This window comes from Brevibacterium linens ATCC 9172 (assembly GCF_900169165.1).
Classification (GTDB): Bacteria; Actinomycetota; Actinomycetes; order Actinomycetales; family Brevibacteriaceae; genus Brevibacterium; species Brevibacterium linens.
Genome location: NZ_FXYY01000007.1, coordinates 1 through 16958, shown reverse-complemented (window position 1 = coordinate 16958; position 16958 = coordinate 1). Strand labels below are relative to the sequence as shown.

The 16958-nt window shown below is 65.0% G+C and carries 15 protein-coding genes; 7 read left to right on the top strand and 8 right to left on the bottom strand.

Features of this window, described 5'->3' with window-relative positions; all coding sequences use genetic code 11:
* Positions 1–181: 181 nt before the first annotated feature.
* Positions 182–1906: an amidase gene (locus tag BLIN9172_RS07390; RefSeq protein ID WP_101554482.1), complete on the top strand. Its 1725-nt coding sequence runs from the start codon at positions 182–184 to the stop codon at positions 1904–1906.
* A gap of 4 nt (positions 1907–1910) precedes the next feature.
* On the opposite strand, the gene BLIN9172_RS07385 is transcribed toward BLIN9172_RS07390, so the two are convergent.
* A complete protein-coding gene (locus BLIN9172_RS07385; RefSeq protein WP_101554481.1) occupies positions 1911–2645 on the bottom strand; it encodes a DUF998 domain-containing protein in 735 nt (244 codons plus the stop codon).
* 99 nt (positions 2646–2744) lie between these two features.
* On the opposite strand from BLIN9172_RS07385, the gene BLIN9172_RS07380 reads away from it, so the two are divergent.
* Together BLIN9172_RS07380 and BLIN9172_RS07375 are read left to right on the top strand one after the other, a co-directional pair.
* Entirely contained in the window at positions 2745–3518 is a 774-nt protein-coding gene (locus BLIN9172_RS07380; protein ID WP_101554480.1) for an isocitrate lyase/PEP mutase family protein, read from the top strand.
* 66 nt (positions 3519–3584) lie between these two features.
* Positions 3585–4346, top strand: coding sequence for a VOC family protein (locus tag BLIN9172_RS07375; RefSeq protein WP_101554479.1), 762 nt, complete (start codon positions 3585–3587; stop codon positions 4344–4346).
* Between the two features lie 166 nt (positions 4347–4512).
* Here the strand turns inward: BLIN9172_RS07375 and BLIN9172_RS07370 are convergent, their stop codons facing one another.
* Positions 4513–6651 (bottom strand): RecQ family ATP-dependent DNA helicase, encoded by a 2139-nt coding sequence (locus tag BLIN9172_RS07370; RefSeq protein WP_101554478.1) that lies wholly within the window; start codon positions 6649–6651, stop codon positions 4513–4515.
* A gap of 104 nt (positions 6652–6755) precedes the next feature.
* Positions 6756–7229 (bottom strand): hypothetical protein, encoded by a 474-nt coding sequence (locus BLIN9172_RS07365; protein ID WP_101554477.1) that lies wholly within the window; start codon positions 7227–7229, stop codon positions 6756–6758.
* A 146-nt stretch (positions 7230–7375) separates the two neighbouring features.
* Here BLIN9172_RS07365 and BLIN9172_RS07360 point away from each other — a divergent pair, with 146 nt between their 5' ends.
* Positions 7376–7960 (top strand): TetR/AcrR family transcriptional regulator, encoded by a 585-nt coding sequence (locus BLIN9172_RS07360; protein WP_101554476.1) that lies wholly within the window; start codon positions 7376–7378, stop codon positions 7958–7960.
* A 40-nt stretch (positions 7961–8000) separates the two neighbouring features.
* On the opposite strand, the gene BLIN9172_RS07355 is transcribed toward BLIN9172_RS07360, so the two are convergent.
* Complete coding sequence (locus BLIN9172_RS07355) at positions 8001–8900, bottom strand: ArgP/LysG family DNA-binding transcriptional regulator (RefSeq protein WP_101554475.1); 900 nt, start codon at positions 8898–8900, stop codon at positions 8001–8003.
* Positions 8901–8970: 70 nt separating this feature from the next.
* On the opposite strand from BLIN9172_RS07355, the gene BLIN9172_RS07350 reads away from it, so the two are divergent.
* Together BLIN9172_RS07350 and BLIN9172_RS07345 are read left to right on the top strand one after the other, a co-directional pair.
* Complete coding sequence (locus BLIN9172_RS07350; protein ID WP_240812182.1) at positions 8971–9570, top strand: LysE/ArgO family amino acid transporter; 600 nt, start codon at positions 8971–8973, stop codon at positions 9568–9570.
* A gap of 63 nt (positions 9571–9633) precedes the next feature.
* Positions 9634–10383: an AAA family ATPase gene (locus BLIN9172_RS07345; RefSeq protein ID WP_240812181.1), complete on the top strand. Its 750-nt coding sequence runs from the start codon at positions 9634–9636 to the stop codon at positions 10381–10383.
* 337 nt (positions 10384–10720) lie between these two features.
* Here the strand turns inward: BLIN9172_RS07345 and BLIN9172_RS07340 are convergent, their stop codons facing one another.
* The gene (locus BLIN9172_RS07340; protein WP_101554473.1) at positions 10721–12898 is read right to left on the bottom strand and encodes a YhgE/Pip domain-containing protein; all 2178 of its coding nucleotides are present in this window, start codon (positions 12896–12898) and stop codon (positions 10721–10723) included.
* 40 nt (positions 12899–12938) lie between these two features.
* Entirely contained in the window at positions 12939–13796 is an 858-nt protein-coding gene (locus BLIN9172_RS07335; protein ID WP_145997934.1) for an ATP-binding cassette domain-containing protein, read from the bottom strand.
* Between the two features lie 393 nt (positions 13797–14189).
* Here BLIN9172_RS07335 and BLIN9172_RS07330 point away from each other — a divergent pair, with 393 nt between their 5' ends.
* Positions 14190–15269 (top strand): tellurite resistance/C4-dicarboxylate transporter family protein, encoded by a 1080-nt coding sequence (locus BLIN9172_RS07330; protein ID WP_101554472.1) that lies wholly within the window; start codon positions 14190–14192, stop codon positions 15267–15269.
* Between the two features lie 177 nt (positions 15270–15446).
* Here BLIN9172_RS07330 and BLIN9172_RS07325 read toward each other — a convergent pair whose 3' ends face one another.
* Both BLIN9172_RS07325 and BLIN9172_RS07320 read right to left on the bottom strand, forming a co-directional pair.
* On the bottom strand, positions 15447–16028 hold the full coding sequence (locus BLIN9172_RS07325; protein WP_170286940.1) for a DUF805 domain-containing protein: 582 nt from the start codon (positions 16026–16028) through the stop codon (positions 15447–15449).
* A gap of 114 nt (positions 16029–16142) precedes the next feature.
* Complete coding sequence (locus BLIN9172_RS07320) at positions 16143–16736, bottom strand: DUF805 domain-containing protein (RefSeq protein WP_170286939.1); 594 nt, start codon at positions 16734–16736, stop codon at positions 16143–16145.
* Positions 16737–16958: the final 222 nt, after the last annotated feature.

Sequence of the window (16958 nt, the reverse complement as noted above, 5' to 3'; positions counted from 1 at the left end):
CGACTGCCTCAGTGGGGAACTGCTCGGAGACTATCTCCACCCCCATTCTACAACTTATAGAATTTGGTTTCGCGGGACCTCGGGCAACGAAATCCGCAGCCCATCCTCGTCGAATCGGCGCTACTCTGGGCAGGAACACACCCATATCGCGCACGCACCGCCGAGTGCCCGGAGGAAGATCATGTCGAAGTTCGATGTCGTCGAAGCGTCCATCGCCGATCTGCGAGCCTCCCTCGAGGACGGCCGTACCACCTCGGTCGAGCTCGTCGAGGCCTATCAGGACCGGATCGCGGCCTTCGACGGCCCCGACACCGTTACGAAGCTCAACTCCGTGATCGTGAAGAATCCGCAAGCGCTGACCGAGGCGGCCGCCTCCGACGAACGGCGCGCAGCAGGTGAGACGTTCGGCCCCCTTGACGGGATTCCGTACACCGCGAAGGACAGCTACATGGTCGCAGGCCTCACGGTGGCCTCCGGGTCGCCGGCCTTCGCCGACCTCATCGCGCAGAAGGACGCGTTCACGATCGAGAGGCTGCGTGCCGGCGGTGCCATCTGCCTGGGGCTGACGAACATGCCGCCGATGGCCAACGGCGGAATGCAGCGCGGACTCTACGGTCGCGCCGAGAGTCCGTACAACGCTGACTGGCTGACCAGCGCTTTCGCTTCCGGTTCCTCGAACGGCTCGGGCACAGCCACCTCGGCGAGCTTCGGGGCTTTCGGGCTCGGTGAGGAGACGTGGTCATCGGGTCGCGCTCCGGCCTCGCACAATGCGCTCATCGCCTACACGCCTTCGCGTGGGGCCATCAGCGTGCGCGGAAACTGGCCGCTCGTGCCGACCATGGACGTCGTCGTTCCGCACACCCGTTCCATGGCCGACCTCGCTGAGGTCCTCGACGTCATCGTCGCCGATGACGAGCAGACTCGCGGGGACTTCTGGCGCGTCCAGCCGTGGGTGGAGATCCCGAAGTCGAGCATGGTGCGTCCGGACTCCTATGCTGCGCTGCTGCCGGAATCGGTCGCGGTGGCACAGACAGTATTGGCCGGCAAACGGCTCGGGGTGCCGCGGATGTACATCAACGCCGATCCTGAGGCCGGGACGAACCCGGACGGCGGGATCGGCGGGCCTACCGGACAACGAGTCGAGACGCGCGCCTCGGTGATGGAGGCCTGGCAGGCAGCGCGAGCCGATCTCGAATCGGCCGGCGCCGAGGTGGTCGAGACCGACTTCCCGGTCGTGAGCAACTACGAAGGCGACCGGCCCGGTGCCCCGACGATCGCGACGCGCGGGTTCGTCACCGCCGACTACCTCGATCGGGAGATCAACGACCTCTCGTCGTGGGGGTGGGACGATTTCCTCGCCGCGAACGGCGACCCGAACCTTTCCACCCTCGCCGAGGTGGACGGAGCCCTGATCTTCCCCCATCCTCCCGGTGCACTGCCAGACCGCTACGTCGGCTTCGATGATGACATCACGACCTACCCGGAGCAGGTGCGGACGAACCGGTACGCCGCGGTCACGGAGATCCCCGAGCTCGCATCCGGTCTGCGCGGGCTCGAGGAGACCCGCCGGGTCGACCTCGAGGAGTGGATGGATGAGCACGGCCTCGATGCGGTGGTCTTCCCGGCGATGGCCGATGTGGGACCGGCGGACATGGACGTCGACGAAGCGTCGGCGGACCTGGGATGGCGCAACGGCACGTGGGTGGCCAACGGCAACCTCGTGCCCCGACATCTGGGCATTCCCTCGGTGACGGTGCCGATGGGGACCATGTCCGATACCGGGATTCCCGTGGGTCTGACGATCGCCGGACGCGGTTGGGACGATGCTGCGCTCATCGAGATCGCAGCGGCGTTCGAGGCGACGGGCGACCGTCGCCAAGCGCCGCCGCGGACTCCGCGGCTGTAGAATCTCATCTCCCGGAGGCGAGATCGCGTTTTCGCCTGGAGGCGTCGCGCAGCTGCATCCATCCGGCGAGGATGAACCAGATGAGGAACGGGTAGGACGCGGCTCTCTCGACGATGCCGACGGGCAGGTTCCAGGTCTCGGGAGCGGCCAGGAACAGTGCTCCGGCGAGACCGAAAACGCCCAGTCCGAGAGTGAGCCCGCCGAATTCGACGGGACCGATCCAACGTTTCTCGGTCCACCGGATCAAGGCAATGCCTGCGGAGAGCAGACCGAGATTCTGGATTGCGGATCCGCCGATTCCGAAGACGGCGTGCAGCCTCGGATCGATATCGGCGGGGACCATCCCGGTTCCGGCCAACAGCATTCCGCCGGCGGCGAGCAGGAAGGACCCGCACCTGCCCCAACGACTCGGGGCGATCCAGTCGTGCCAGATGAAGGCGATGATCGCGAGCATCGATCCGGCGATGATGGAGACGCCGTTGACGAAGGGATGGGCAGGTGAGCAGACCTCGATCGGGGTTTCCGCGTCTCCCCAATCCCCGCATCCGGTCATTCCCAGGTGGCTGATGGGCTGCTGGGCGAAAGAGTAGCCGCCTTCGGACAGCAAAGCTGCGGGAATCTCGATGAGGATCGTGGCGATGGCGGCGAGCACGGCGAGAAGTGCCCACACCCGCTCGGGTTTGGGCGAAACGCGGATGGTGCCCGAACCGGCCACCTGTGCTCCTCCGTACGGCGACATCGGATGGTGGTCACGCTATCACTGCGCCCGCCTGAAACCTTCTGGTGAACCGGTCCGACCCCTGGCGTGTCGAGGCACAACAGTGGAAAAGTATTGACCATGGTCGACTACACGATTCTCGCCGAACGCGCTTTCACCCTCTTGCAGGGACATCACCAGGACGAACCCCTCGTGCTGCCGACCATCTGGGATGCCTGGTCGGCTCGCGCGATGGTCGACGTCGGTTTCAATGCGCTGAGCATCGGATCCCATCCGCTCGCCGATTCGCTCGGCCACGGCGACGGTGAGCAGATGACGCTCGAGCAGGCTCTCGAGGGAATCTCCCGGATCACCTCGGCGGTGGATGTTCCTGTCACCGCGGATCTCGAATCCGGGTACGACACCCCCGCCCCCGAACTCATCGCCGGTCTCCTCGATGCCGGAGCCGTCGGTGTGAACATCGAGGACACGGTCCACAGTCGCGGCAGCATGCGCAGTCCCGAAGAGCACGCCGAATACATCTGGAGCCTGCGCCAAGCCGCGGAAGCGCAGCGGGTCCATGTGGTCATCAATGCCCGCACCGATGTGTTCAAGTATCCGGGCGACTTCGACGACCCCACCGCCGAGGTGGTCCGCCGCCTTCGTCTGTGCACGGAAGCCGGCGCGGACTCCGTCTATCCCGTCCGGCTGCCCGATGTGGGCACGCTCACGTCGATCCTCGCGCAGATCACTCTGCCGCTCAATGTCACCGCGCACCCGATCAAGGGCGCGGTGCCCGAAGAACTCGACCTCTCTCAGCTCGCTGAACTCGGGGTCGGGCGCGTGACCTTCGGTCCGCTTCTGCAGGCGGCGCTGACCGACTGCTTCGCGGATTTCACGCGCGCTTGGCGGTAGGGTCATCCCCCTGCCGTCGGCATCATTCACTGCAACTCACCTCCACCCATCACACGAGGAGACGCAATGCCTGCCAACCCCCGCGAAGGCCAGCCGATCTGGATCGACTATGTCTGCCAGGACTTCGAGGCCGCCCAGAACTTCTACACTCAGCTCTTCGGCTGGGAATTCACCGACATGGGTGAGGACTTCGGCCACTACAACATGATCACGAAGGACGGAGGCAACGTCGGCGGCGCCATGCGAGCCATGAACATGGACGGCACCCCTAGTCCGGAGATGCCCACAGCCTGGTCGACCTACCTGCACACTGGCGACATCGCCGGAACCTATCAGGCTGCGCTGGGCGCCGGAGCGGCCGAAGTCGTCGGCCCCATGCCCGTCGGCCCGCTCGGTCAGATGGCTGTCGTCGTCGATCCGACGGGATCACCCATCGGCATGTGGCAGCCCGGTGAGTTCTCCGGCTTCGATACTCCGCTCACTCCGGGAACTCCCGTGTGGTTCGAACTCATGACGACGAACTATCAGGCGGCCAATGATTTCTATGCCAAGGTCTTCTCATTCGACATCACCCCGATGGAGGGCTTCCCGTACTCGACACACGGCGACGGCGACGAGGCTGTGGCCGGAATCTGTGATGCCAGTCAGTGGGCACAGAACTCCTACTGGCGCACCTACTTCAACGTCGAAGACGCCGATGCCTCTGCCGCGAAGGTGACCGAGCTCGGCGGCACAGTGCTCGCCGGTCCCGAAGACTCCCCGTACGGTCGCATCGTCACGGTCACCGACCCGGAGGGTGCGACGTTCCAGCTGCAGCAGAATCTGTGACCATTACCGAGGCGGCCCGGCTCAGTTGCGCACGGTCGCAGTCCGTCCGTCGCTGAACCGACCGTGACTGACACCGATCGTGTCGCACCGCTGTGGCGGCGATCTCCTCAAGCCGCAAGCTGAGGAGTCGTCGCCGCAGCGATTTTCGACGTCGCGCCCAGCCACCTCAGGCCCGCAGAGCGAGCGCGAACGGCAGCACCGAGGTGGCTCCCGCCTTGCGCAGCAATCGTGCACACACCGTCATCGTCCACCGCGAGACGACCTCGTCGTCGACGAGCAGCACGGAATTCCCGGCCACTGCCTCCTCGACTTCCGGAGGAACAACGAACGCCTCGTAGAGGTCTCTGACGCGGAAGGCACTGTTGACATCGGGGGTGCCGTGGTCGCCGACCTGCAGCAGTTCGCCACCGTCGATGAGACGGCCGGCCGCCGCAAGGTTCGCGGCCAGAGACCGCACCGTCACGGGACGGCGGTTGCTCGGGATCGATACGACCACCTCGGGCCGAGTTTTCCAATCCCACTGCGCCAGGACTTCGAGGCACCACTTGCCGATCTGACCGGGCACCTCGGCGTCGGGAGCATCCGGAGCAAGGAACGCCCGGAGGGTCTGCCCCTGCCCGAGGTCGGACAGCCGCGCGATCGCGCGCCCCTCCTCGGCGAGTTCCTCGGCCGGGATCCGGCCCTTGAGCGGGACGCCGATATTGGCCAGCCCGCTGGGCCAGGTGCTGCGCGGCTCGATGGGCAGGCCGATCTTGTGCAGGTTTCCGGCCGCTGCCTGACGCTGTTCGTCAGAGATCTCGGCGGAGAACCACACTCCCGCGCAGTTGTCGCAGCGACCGCAGGGCTGCGGATCGGGATCGTCGAGCTGACGGATGAGGAACTCCATCCGGCACTGCCCGGTCGCCTCATAGTCGAGCATGGCCTGGGCCTCTTCGGCTCGGACGGCCGCCACTTTCTCATAGCGTTCCCGGTCATACGTCCACCCCAACCTGGTCGAGACGTACCCGCCCTTGACCTTCGTCACGGCGTCTTCGACCTCGAGGGTCTTGAGCAGCAGGTTGAGTCGGGAGCGTTTGGTTCCGACCAAGGTCTCCAAGCGAGCCACGGACAGGGGTCCGTCCGCCTCAGCGAGGGCTGCGAGCACGGCATTCGCGTCATCCTGGTTCGGCATCGACGCGGTCGCGAAGTACTCCCAGATCTGCTCATCTTCCGCGCCCGGCAGCAGGAGCACGTCGGCGGAGTCCGTGGCGCGGCCGGCGCGACCGACCTGCTGGTAGTAGGCCACGGCCGAGGAGGGCGCGCCGATGTGGATGACGAATCCGAGGTCGGGCTTGTCGAATCCCATGCCCAGCGCCGAGGTGGCCACCAGTGCCTTGAGGCGGTTGTCCTTGAGCTGCTGTTCGAGTTCGGCGCGCTCTTCTGCATCGGTCCGGCCCGTATAGGCGCGGACCTCGTGGCCTTGTTCGCGCAGCATTCGGGTGATGTCCTCGGCGGCAGAGACGGTGAGCGTGTAGACGATGCCGGACCCGGTGAAGTCGTTCAGGTGCGAGGCCAGCCAGGCGATGCGGGCACTGGCGTCGAGCCCGCTGAGGACTCCGAGACGCAGGGAATCGCGGGCGAGTTCGCCGCGGACGACGGTGGTGTCATCGCCGAGCTGTTCGGCAACGTCGGCGACGACGCGGGAGTTTGCGGTTGCCGTCGTCGCGAGCACCGGGGTATCGCGAGGCAGTTCGGACAGGATCCTGCCGATGCGGCGGTAGTCGGGGCGGAAATCGTGGCCCCAATCGGAGATGCAGTGGGCTTCGTCGACGACGATGAGGCCGAGGAAGGCCAGCAGCTGCGGCAGCACTTCGTCGCGGAACTGCGGATTGTTCAGCCGCTCCGGGGAGACGAGGAGGACGTCGAGGCTGCCGGCTTTGAGGTCCTCGAGCACGGAGTCCCATTCGGTGACGTTCGATGAGTTGAGGCTGGCGGCGCGGACCCCGGCGCGTTCGGCTGCGGAGATCTGGTCGCGCATGAGCGCCAGCAGCGGGGAGATGATGAGGCTCGGCCCGGTGCCCGAGGCCCGGAGCATACGGGTGGCGACGAAGTACACGGCCGACTTGCCCCAGCCGGTGCGCTGGACGACGAGGACGCGTTTCTTGCCCTGCACGAGGTCGCGGATGGACTCGAGCTGGCCATCGCGGAACCGCGCGGTCGGGTTCGCGGTGAGCTCGGCGAGGATGCGCTGCGCCTCGATCGCGAAGTCGTCAGGCGTGCCGGAAGAGCCGGCAGCGGGTGGGGATGTCGGGGTGGATTCCGTCATGGGGTCAGTCTAGGTGGAGGCACTGACATCGCGGGCCGCTCCCCGCGCCGCATCACAATGTGGTCAGCACATCGAGACGGGGCTCGGTCAGGACCGCCTTGGGCTCAGCGCAGTGCGTATTCGACGCCCAGGGTGGCGAGCACACCGAAGAGGATGCCCCAGAGGATGATCGAGATGATCTGCCAGATGGCCACGACATTGCGATTCGCACCGAATCCGACCATTGCCGATGAGGTGATCTGCGAGGGCAGGAGAGTCTGGCCCAGCAACGAGACTCCCGGCACGCCGAATCTGTCGAACATGCGCTTGAGCCGCTGACGCTTCGGCTTCTCCTCGACCTCTTTGTTCTTCGTCGCCCTGTCCCTGATCGCACCGGCTCCGTAGACGAAGGCGAGCATTGAAATGACGTTGCCGATGACGGCCACCAGTATTGCGACGACGGGATGCAAGCCGATTGCCACGCCGATCACGGAGCCGAAGTACGACTCGACGAAGGGAATGGCTGAGACGAGCAGAACGCCCGCCCACTGCAGCCAGTCGGGGAAACTTCCGGCGAATTCCTGCAGACTGTCGATCATGAGGGCTCTCTCTTCTTCCGTTGGGGTCCTCTGGTCGGGTCAGCACACTGTTCCTGCCGCGCCTCTTCACGCTTTAGTACACCGTACTAGTACAATGTACTATACACTGAGGCAAAGCACCGATGTCAATGACGCAAGGAGCTCGGTTGTCGAAGCGAGACGACATCATCACCGCGGCCATCCGACTGGCGGAACGGTCGGGGCCCGGCGAGGCGAACCTCAGCGTGCGCGCTGTGGCCAAGGAAGCAGGGGTCGGACCGTCGACGCTGCGCCACTACTTCCCCACCCAGGCAGACCTCCACGAGGCGGTCGCGCTGCGTTCCATCGACACCGTCGTCAAGGATTTCTCCATCGACGATGCGGCCCGCGCCCCAGCCGACCGGCTCTATGAGTGCTGTGCCCAGTTTCTGCCGACTCATGAGCATCGGGACGTGCAGCTCGAAACCTGGTTCTCCATGCACCTGCACGCTCTCGGCGCCGAGAAGCGGGCCGTGTCCCGTCGACTCCTCGAACATGGCCACCGGGTCACTTATGACAGCCTGCATCGGTGGCTGAATCTGCTCGCCGAGGAGGGACACATCGACCCCGCCGAGGTGGAGCCAACCGCCACAACGCTATTCACCACCATCGACGGCATCGCGCTGCATTCGATCATCTCGCCCGAGACCATGACGGTCGACGCTGCACATGAACAGGTCAAATGGACGATCGACAAGCTCCTCAGCTCCTGAGCGGCCCAGCAGAGACTCACCGCACGCCGGCCTCACCCACTCACCGCATATCGGCGGCCGCGCGGCGCAGCGCCTCGGTCAGTCGCGAGAGTTTGTCCGATGCCAGAGTCCAGTGGTGCCAGTACAGCGGGACGTCGATATGCGGCTCGGTGCCGATCTCGACGAGGTCGGCGTCGAGTTCGTCGAGCTGCATGACCGGCACCATCCCCCAACCGAGGCCCGCCTCCACTGAGGCCGCGAACTCCGCCGACCCCGGTACGACCGACATCGGCGGCCGACCGTCGACTCCGCAGCGGCGGAGGAACTCGAACTGCAGGTCGTCGTCCTTCCCGAAGTTCACCATCGGCAGCCTCGTCAGGTCCGCCTCGGTGCCGGTGGAATGCCGATCGATCAGGGAGCGTTCGGCCACGGCGGTGTAGCGCATCGCCCCGAGCTCGGCGACCGTCGTCCCGTATCCGCCGGTCGACGTCGAGGTGATCGTGCCGAGCACCTCTCCCGATGCCAAGAGCGGCAGCGCTTTGTCCTGGTCGACCATCTCGATGCGGAGGACGACATCGTCCCAGCCGGCCGCCTCGGCGAATATCGGGCGAAACCACGTCGCCATCGAATCGGCATTCACCCCCACCCGGAGCACCGTGGGCTCACGACCCCGGTCGCCGGATCCGCCCGCTCCGAGGGAGTCGGCGTCGATGCCGTGCAGCCGGTCGAGCGCCTCGGACTCGAGCAGCTCGACCTGCCTGGCGTAGCGGAGGATCGCCTGCCCCGCCTCGGTGACGGTGATCGGATTCGTTCGGCGGATGAGGACCTGCCCGAGGCGGGACTCGAGTGTGCGGATGCGCTGACTCGCCGCCGAGGCAGTGATGCCGAGGACGAAGGCCGCCCCCTCGACGGTGCCTTCGTCGACAGCGGCGGCGAGCGCTTTGACGTGATCGATGTTCATGAAGCGATTGTGCATCACATGCATATTCTGTTGTTTTTCTTCTGAACATTCGGTCTCTACTGTTGGGTCCGTGCTCACTCATCTCGTCACCGGACTCCTCACCGGCTGGTCGCTCATCATCGCCGTCGGCCCGCAGAACGCGCTCCTGCTGCGGCAGGGGATTCGGCGCGAGCACCTCGGCGTCGTCGTCACCATCTGCATCGTCGCCGACGTGCTGCTCATCGCGGCGGGCACGGTGGGGATCGGGGCGATCGTGCTGTTGGCGCCGTGGGCGCTCGAAGTCCTGCGCTGGCTGGGCGTGGCCTACCTGCTGTGGTTCGCGTGGACGAGCCTGAAATCGGCGCGCGAGGCCACCGGGCTGAAGGCGGACACTCATCAGCGGACCCTCAAATCCGTCATCCTCACCACTCTGGCGCTGACGTTCCTCAATCCGGGCGTCTACATCGACACCGTCGTCATGCTCGGCAACCTCGCGAACCAGCAGGGTCCGGGCGGAGTCTGGCCGTTCACGTTCGGGGCCATGCTCGGCTCGATCAGCTGGTTCCTCGTCATCGGCTACGGCGCCCGTGGGCTCTCCCGTTACTTGGGGCGGCCGCGAGTCTGGCAGGTCCTCGACGTCATCATCGCCGTCGTGCTCGTGCTGCTGGCCGCGCGGCTGGCGCTGGGGTAGCAGGGAAGTCGCCGCGGTGGGAGCTGGGGCTCGGGTCGGCATGCAGACGGAGGCTCCGCGGTCGTGTCGGAGCCGAGCGATACCGTCGCAGGCATGGATCCCCGCGTCGACCTGCCACTGCGTTCTGTGGCCGAGCATGCCCTGTCCCCTCCGGAGCTGAGCCCTTGGCTGCGTGATCTGCCGGCCGTTCGCGACGTACTGTCCGGCTTCGAATTCGATCGGACGACCGTCTTCGTCGGCGAGAACGGCTCAGGCAAGTCGACCATCATCGAGGCCATCGCCACGGCTCTTGACCTCCCGCACGGCGGCGGCTCAGATTGGGAGGTGCGCGATCACGTCGAGGCGCCCCCCGAGCTGAGTGAACACCTGCAGATCGTGCGCGGAGCGACGACGAATCGCAGCGGATTCTTCCTTCGCGCCGAAACGATGCACGAGAACATGGCCTATCTCATGGGCGTCGGCTCGATGCGCGGCCATCATTATGCCCGGCGATCGCACGGCGAGATGTTCGTCGACATGCTCACGGGCCGTTTCATGGAGCTGGGATTGTGGATCCTCGACGAGCCGGAGAGCGCGCTGTCGTTCACGGCCTCGCTGACTCTTCTGCAGCTCATCCGCGAACGCCAGCGGAAGGGCCTGCAGACCGTCATGGCCACCCACTCCCCCATCCTCGCCCGGGCCGACAACGCAAAGATCTTCGAGGTTGGCGAGTGGGGCTTGCGCGAATCCGCGTGGGAGGACCTCGACATGGTCGATCACTGGCGCCGTTTCCTCCACGACCCGCAGCGATACCTGCGCTACCTCGACGACTGAGCCGCCGCCTACGCCCGCAACGCCAGAGGCGACCCACTCCTTACTCTGCTGACACGCGCAGTCTGCACCCGGGAGACCCCCAAACACCTCGGCGATGGTTGCTTGATCACCTCCCAACTGGATTTCGCTGGATTGTTTGGTCGATCCACGTTGTTTCGCCCAGCGAAAACACCGTGGATCGACCAAACAATGCGCCGACAGTGTCTGGCACCCGCAACGGGCCACGCTCGCGCTGCCACGCCCGCGCTGCGATCAGGCCTGTCGTCCGTAGCAGCCCTGTGCCCTGCAACAACTCTGCAGCCCGCACCCCAAGGCACGACCCTGCAACCGGCCGGGCCTACAGGCTCAGGCTCGGGTGCAGCTGAGTGAGCGTGACCATACGCTTGCGACTGCAGACCACGGTTGTGGCGACCAGGGAGAGCGCGGTCATCAGCAGCAGGACCACGGCCGCCTGGGCTGCGATGAACATGTCACCACCGGCAACGAGTGTGCGCAGACCGCTGACCGCGTGCGTCATCGGCAGGAACGGCGAGATGATCTGGAAGATCTTCGGTGCCGTCTCCACCGGATAGGTCCCGCCCGCCGAAGCGATCTGCAGCATCAGCAGGACCAGAGCGACGAGTCTGCCGACACCGCCCAAGGCCGCGACACACAACTGGTGCACGGAGTGGAAACACGCCGCCGCGAGCATCGAGAACAGCAGCGTCCACAGCCACGCTCCGGCCGAGAAGTCCAAGGTGAATGCGAGGATCGCGTAGAGGACTGCGACTTGAGCGATACCGAAGAGTAGCCCGGGAACGTAGCCGGCCCAGGCGATGCGCGACGAAGTCGCCGATGAGAACAGCGCCCGATATGGAATGGCGTTGATGACCATATAGGTGATCATTCCGCCGATCCACAGAGCCAAGGAGACGAAGAACGCGGACAGTCCCTCGCCGTAGGCGTCGACCGCGTTGTCCTTGACCTTGTCTGCATCGACGGGAACAGCCACGACATCCGAACGGTTCTCCCGGTCCTTCTTGTCATAGGTCGGGATCTGCTCGAGTCCCTTCTGCAGACCATCGGCGAGTTCGCCGGAGCCGTCATCGAGTTTGTCCGCGCCCTTGTCGAGTTCGGTCGACCCGTCAACGAGCTGTTCCGAACCGTCCTTGAGATCACCGGCTCCGTCCTTAGCCTTCGCCGTGCCGTCCTTGAGCTGGACGGCACCGTCATGGAGGTCACCGGCTCCCTTGGCGAGCTTTCCCGCACCTGCGTCGAGCTTGATCAGCCCGGAGTGGAGGTCGTCGGCACCGGTCGCGACCTTCTGCGCTCCGTCGTCGAGCTGACCGATCTTCTTATCGGCCGTGCGGATCTTGTCCATCACCCCGTCGACCGCGTCGGTCAGCTTGTCCTCGAGGCTCTTGGCTTCTTCCTTGGCATCCGAGGCGCGCTTGTGCGCGGAATCGAGGTCCTCGCCGAGGCTGTCGGCATCCTCGGCGAGTTTCTGCACGTTCGGGTCGTCCGGATAGTCCTCCTGCAGCTGCTTGATCCGCTCGTCCATGTCCCCGCGCACGGTGGTCCGGGCATCGTCGAAGTCACCCTCGGCGCGCTCGAGCTTCGGCCGCGCCCCGTCGACGACGTCATCAGCCTTGCGTTTGACGTCCTCGGCCTTCTTCGTGGCTTCATCGGCGGTATCACGCAGCTCGGAGGTGCCGTCGGCGACCTGCCCGGCACCGTCGGCGAGTTTCTTCGAGCCGTTCTTCGCCTCGGTGGTGGATTTCGCCAGGGTATCGGCTCCGTCGGCGAGGTCGCCGCTGCCTTTCTTCAGCTCTCCCGCACCGTCGTCGAGGTCGATGAGTCCTGTCTGCAGCGTTCCGATTCCTTTGTCGAGCTTCGTCGTCCCGTCCACGAGCTCTCCGGTGCCGTCGTGGAGCTGGCCTGCTCCGTCGTGCAGTTCGGCCGCACCGTCTGCAGCCTTCTCCGTCTCGGAGTGGATATCGTTGAATCCGAGATACACCTGGTTGACGTACTCGGCGGTCGTCGTCTTACTCAGTCCGTCCTTGATCTCGGAGAGGATGGTCCCGGCCATCTGCCCGACGATGAAGTTATGGGCGTCGTCGGTGCGCAGCCGCAGCCCTGCTTGCTCCGGATCGTCACCGCCGGTCGACACGAGCTTCTCGGAGAAGTCCGAGGGGATCTCGAGGACCGCGAAGTACTTCCCTTCGGCCAGCCCCTCGTCGGCCTCTTCCTGGCTGGTCTCCTCCCAGTCGAATCCGCCTTCGCCCTTCGGCGTGATCTCGTCGACGAGTTCCTGACCGGCGTCGAGCTTCTCTCCGTCCGAGTCGGGCTTCTCGGCACCGGTGTCCTCGTTGACGATCGCTGCCTGCAGCTTGTCGAGGTGCCCGGCCGGGTCCCAGTTCGAGGCCAGGTACAGCCCGCCGTAGATCGACGGGATGACGATGATGACGATCATCGCCAAGCGCGTGATCGTGTGGCGTTTGAATCGTGAGAGTTCTAACCAGGGCAGGGAGAACATTCGGGAATCTCCTCGGATTCGTGTACGTGGGGCAGGAAGTTCAGTGTTTGGACCCGCGATGAGCGGGAGGGTGGGGCGGCAGTTCGAGATCGACAATCGACGGCTCCGCGCGGGAGCCGAGCGACCTGGTGGCGATGTCGAGTTCGCTCGAGTCCTCGCAGGAGACGATGACCGTGAGCAGGTCCTCGGGATCCCGTGATCTGCGCAGCTGCTGGTAGATGAGGATCCCGGCCCAAGCGCGGGCTCGGTCGGCGGATTCGCGCAGGTAGTCGATGTTGTCGATGACGACGACAGGTGGGCGGCTGAGGCTTGCCAGCCCGAATTCGAGGAAGAATTTCTGCAGCTCGCTCAGCTCGGAGACGAATACCTCTCCGTCATCGTCGATGAGGAAGTCCGCGCGCTGGGCGTCCTGCTTCGAGAACGTCCCCGGCGGGAGTTCGTCGATCATCTCACCGGCCGTGGTGAAAGTGTCCCGGATGAGGCCGATGACCTCGCGCAATGTCGATTTCGACGCCCACGGCTTATACCAGGGCTGCAGCATGATCTGTCGTTCGGCGACGTGTTGAGCGACCGTGAAGTCGTCCTCAAGGTCCGTCAGCCCGGCGATATGTCCGACCGCAACCTGCCCGCGCACGGTGCGGGCCTGCTTGCGGATATCGATATCGCAGAGGCGGCCCTCCCCGTCCGAGACCCGCATCCTGGCAGCCAAGGACAGCAGGAAGGAGGTCTTCCCGCTGCCGGCGGGCCCGCGGACGACGGCGATGGCGCCGGTCGGCACCTCGAGGTCGATATCGGTGAACACATCGCCCTGTTTTCCGGACAGGGACCAACCGCGCAGCGAGACCGCTGGCGCGTCGATGTCGGCGTCCTCGGCGAGAGTGTCCGTTGTGCTCTCCATAGCCATCGCTCCCAGTCGTCTGTGCCCTTGTCGAACCGGTCTGTACCGGAGATCTCTGCACCGCGCAGGTAACTGCAGAATACGCCACTACCGGCGCGCGGGAGCGTGGAGCGGGCGACTCCACGCGAAGTTACCTATTGGTAACTCCAATGAATTCTCTCATGAAAATGATGGGAGCGTGAGCCGAGAACGCTCAGATGTCGCGAATTGCACATCGGTTATCCGCGCAGAGGCCCTCGAGCGGACTCCTCGGGCTGCCGCACGGGTGGCTGCTCGGCGGGGATCGCAGCACGGCTCCGCAAGGCGGGAGCCGTAACGCGATGACAGAGGGCGGGGTCGTAGTATCGAACACGTCGATATCCCTCGACGCACGGCGACGAGAATGAGGAGCGAATGAGCACGGTCGATCGCAACCTCACCGGACTGCACAGACGGTGGGGACTGAGCCCGTCGACACTGGCACCCGGATGCTTCGCCTCGGTGATGGCCACCGGGATCGTGTCGATCGGTGCCGAGCTCGCAGGGTGGCATCTGCTGTCCGTGGGCCTGCTCTGGCTCGCCGTCGCCCTGTACGTGTTCTTCACCGTACTCACCGTGGTGCGGGTCCTCCGATATCCCGATGCTGTTCGCGCCGACCTGCATGATCCCTCCCGGGCGTTCGGTTTCTTCACCGCGGTGGCCGGCACGAACATCCTGGGGACGGGCTTCGTCGGTCTGGGGATGATTCCGCCTGCGCTCAGCCTCTTCATTCTCGGCGGCCTGCTGTGGCTGGTGCTCGGGTACGGGATTCCCTTCACCGCGATCCTCGGGTCACACACGCGGCCGGTGCCGGCAGGGGTGAATGGCACGTGGCTCGTGTGGGCAGTGGCCGCTCAATCAGTGGCGGTGGTCGCCGCGAGCCTGGGGATCGAACTTCCGAACACCTCAGATTCCGCGCCCGGCCTGGTCATATTCCTCGTGCTCACAGCGGTGGTCATGTCGGCCGTGGGTCTGTCGCTCTACATTGTCTGCGTGATTGCGATCATTGTGCGCGTGCTTCGACATCGGTTCGGGCCCGAGGACCTCGATGCCCCGTATTGGGTGACGATGGGCGCACTGGCGATCGCGATCGTGGCGGGTTCGCGGATCCTCGATCTCGGCGGGACTCCCCTGCTCGAGGCAACACGTGTACTGGTCGGAGCATCCTCGGCGCTGCTGTGGGCGATCGCCACGTGGCTCGTCCCGGCGCTCGTCGCCGCGGGCATCTGGAAACACCTCGTCCACCGGGTGCCGATGACCTATGCGGCCGGGTTGTGGAGCATGGTCTTCCCTGTGGGCATGTACGCGGTGGCGAGCATCTACCTGGGTCGGTCGGATCATGTGCCGGCGATCGAGTGGATCGGGCAGCACTGGTTCTGGGTCAGCCTCGCGGTATGGGCAATCGTCTTCGTCGCCATGGTTACGTCATTCATCAGGACCGTCCGCCGACCCTGATCGGTCGGCCCTCGCAATACGTCCTCGTGGCAGCACAACGCCCCGCCGGCGGCATCTCGCACCTGTGCAACGGTGCAAGATGCCACTGACGGGGCGTGATGGTCGCGCAGCTGTAGGACGTGTGAGCAGCGGGGCGTGATGCTCACACAGATATCTGCGCCGAGACCGGTGCCTGGCTCAGCGGTCGAAGCGCTGCCCTTCGGGCTTCGATTCCATGACCATCAGCACGATGAGGATGATCCCACCGACGAAGGGAATCAGCGAGAGAAAGTAGAAGGGCCCCGCAAGATTCGCATCGTGCAGGCGTCGCCAGGAGACCGCGATGGACGGAACGATCGTGGCCAAAAAGGCGACCAGCATCAGGATTCCGGCAGTCGCCATGAGTGCTGTCGCACCGGCGGGAGGGGTGGCATTGTATGAGTCGCCCGACGCCGAGATTCCGGCGATCGCCGACCCGGCAAACCCCAGAATCATGGGAATGATTCCCACGAGGACGGTGAAGAGGTATGCGAACCAGTACTCACTGCGCGAAGCCCGCCCGGAGAACTTCGCGTAGTTCTTGAAGAAGCGTTTGACGGCCTGGCCGAAGGTCGCGCCGTAGAGCGGAAGCGAGAGGTCATCGGGACTGGCAGCACCGCGAGGCGCTCCGCCATATCCGAGCCCATCGTACCCGTGTCCGCCAGGCATTCCGGGGTCCGGCATTCCTGGGCCGGGCACGTCGGGGTCGGAGTTGTATGCTGCGTTCGCGTCGTAGGACATGGTGACTCTCAAATAGTGATCGCGTACAAGAATGGTCGGCCAGCCGATCATCTCATCGGTGTCGATGTTGATGAAAATGCCGGCCGACCATCAGCGAGTCACAGGCCGTGAGAGTCAGACGTCGAAGCGCTGCCCCTCGGGCTTGGACGGCAAGACCATCAGGACGATCAAGATGATTCCTCCGACGAACGGAATGAGACCGAGGAACCAGAACGGTCCAGCGAGATTGGCGTCATGGAGACGGCGCCACGAGATCGCCAACTGTGGAATGAAGAGCGCCAATCCGATGAGTGTCGAGAGAGTGCCACCGATCATCGACAGCACCGAGCCACCACCGGCAGCCACACTGTTCATCTGCCCGGTGGCCGGATCGATCGAGCCGGCGGCAGCCGACAACGTCTGCGCAGCACCGATGCCCGACAAGATCCCCGGGATGAGCAGCAGCAGGAAGACGAAGAGTGCAGCAAACCAGTACTCGCTGCGCGAGGCGCGTCCCTTGAAGTTGACGTAGTTCTTGAAGAAGCGCTTGACGGCCTGGCCGAAGGATGCGCCGTAGAGCGGCAGCGAGAGGTCATCGGGGCTGGCGGCACCGCGTGGCGCTCCACCGAAGCCCTGCCCCCCATAGCCCTGGCCGACCGGCACTCCGGCTCCTGGCGCTCCTTGACCGGGGGTGCCGGAGTTGTATGCTGCATTCGCGTCGTAGGACATGATGACCTTCGCTTGTAGGTGACGATTCTGATCGCGTTCCGCCATCGAAGAGCCGTGATTTCTCAGCCGATCTTCAGGAAGCGCAAAATCTATTCGGTCAAGTCCCTTTTCGTGGTGTTCTTCGGTAGTTCCTTTAACTTGGTATTAAGCAGCGGGGTCGGGCTACGAATCACGCGGTCAGCGGCATCACCACCCCGACCGGGTCGACCTCGGTCTGCCCAT